Source organism: Bradyrhizobium sp., from assembly GCF_049581145.1.
GTDB lineage: Bacteria > Pseudomonadota > Alphaproteobacteria > Rhizobiales > Xanthobacteraceae > Bradyrhizobium.
The window spans coordinates 1-1,693 of the sequence record NZ_JBAURI010001208.1 but is presented as its reverse complement, the minus strand read 5'-3'; the positions used below and the strand labels follow the sequence as shown (position 1 = coordinate 1,693).

The following is a 1,693-nucleotide window of genomic DNA, read 5'->3' as shown; positions in this document are numbered from 1 at the left end:
CGTCATGATCCGACGCGGCCCGTTCAAATTCATTCATTCGCCTGCGGATCCTGATCAACTCTACGACCTCGTCCGTGATCCTGGCGAGCGCGACAATCTCGCGAAAGATCCGACGTGCGCGGGGCTGATTGCCGACTTTCGCGCCGAGGTCGCGAAACGTTGGGACATAGCCGAATTGGACGCCCGCGTGCGCGAGAGCCAGCGCCGGCGCCGGCTTGCCAACGCCGCGCTCAACAAGGGCGAGCCCCGCCCCTGGGATTTCCAGCCGTTCCGCGACGCGTCGAAGCAATACATGCGCAACAGCATGGATCTCGACGACCTCGAGGCGAAGGCGCGATTTCCCCGCATAGGCCGCCCTCCGAATTAGACCGCAGGAATCGGGCAGTCGCGCCGAATACGCGATGTTAGGCGTGTGTTCGAACGCGCACTTTCGGAGTTCGGCTATGACCGTTAGCGCACAGCGCTCGATGACGCTGCGCGAGTGGGGACTTCTGGCGCTGCTCTCGCTGCTGTGGGGCGGCTCCTTCTTCTTTGTCGGCGTGGCGGTGAGGGAGATTCCGCCGCTGACGCTTGTCGCGTTGCGGGTCGGCCTGGCGGCGGCCTTGCTCTGGGCGTGCGCGCTGCTGATCGGCGTTTCGCCGCCAAGGAGCATGAGGGCGGTCGCGGCTCTCGCCATCCTGGGTTTCGGGAACAGCGCCCTGCCCTTCGCGCTGATCGCCTGGGGACAGACCCATCTGCCAAGCGGCCTCGCCTCGATCCTCAATGCCGCGACGCCTCTCTTCACAGTCCTCGCGGCACATGTTCTCACGGAGGAAGAAAAACTCAGCAGGCTCAAACTGTTGGGAACCCTGGCGGGAATGGCGGGCGTCGCCTGGCTCATCGGGCCGGACCTGTTGTTGGGCGGCGGGACCATGCGGGGGTGGGCGGAACTCGCGGTTCTCGCGGCGGCATTGTGCTACGCCCTGTCCGCCATTTACGCCCGCCGCATGCGTTCTCTCGGCCTCAAGCCGATCGACGTCGCCGCCGGACAAGCAACGTCGGCGACCTTGTTTCTCGCGCCTCTTGCGCTCGTTATCGACAAGCCTTGGACCCTTCCCATGCCGAGCGGGCCGGCCGTCGCGTCGGTGGTCGCGATCGCTGCGTTTTCCACTGCGCTCGCCTTCATCGTCTACTTCCGTATTCTGGCCGGGGCCGGCGCGACCAACGTGCTGCTCGTGACGCTCCTGGTCCCTGTGACCTCGGTGCTGCTGGGGGCGTCGTTGCTCGACGAGCGACTGCTGACGCGCCAGTTCCTCGGGTTCGCTCTCATCGCGATCGGTCTTGCATTCATGGACGGCCGCCTGCCCCGCGCCCTGATCGGCGGACGCCATAACCCTAACCCGGCGTCGGGCGATTCCTCCCGGCTCCCCATCGGCCAGAAATCGCGCTAAGCTCTCGCGTCAAGAGGGTCGCGATGGCGATGGAGACCAAGAAGCCGATCGATCTGGCCGCCCGCGTCGCCGAACGGCGCGGCGGCCGCCGAACCTTCGACGCGACCGACAGCGCGTGGCGGCGCGAGACCTTTTGCCTGCCGCGGGGCGAAGCGCGTGATAAAGCGCGCGAATGGTTCGAGCGCTTCCCCAAGGCGGCCTATATGACCGAGATCGAATCCTGGCGCGAGCTCGCCGACGACCGGATCGAGTTCGTCATCCGC

General features: G+C 66.1%; 2 protein-coding genes and 1 pseudogene. All 3 read left to right on the top strand.

Annotation, left to right across the window (positions count from 1 at the left end; translation table 11 throughout):
• Positions 1-367: pseudogene (locus WCB02_RS38505) on the top strand (choline-sulfatase); the annotation flags it as partial.
• 100 nt (positions 368-467) lie between these two features.
• The gene (locus tag WCB02_RS38500; protein WP_423967400.1) at positions 468-1,430 is read left to right on the top strand and encodes a DMT family transporter; all 963 of its coding nucleotides are present in this window, start codon (positions 468-470) and stop codon (positions 1,428-1,430) included.
• Between the two features lie 23 nt (positions 1,431-1,453).
• Positions 1,454-1,693: hypothetical protein (locus WCB02_RS38495; RefSeq protein ID WP_423967398.1), on the top strand; the 240-nt coding region annotated here is incomplete at its 3' end.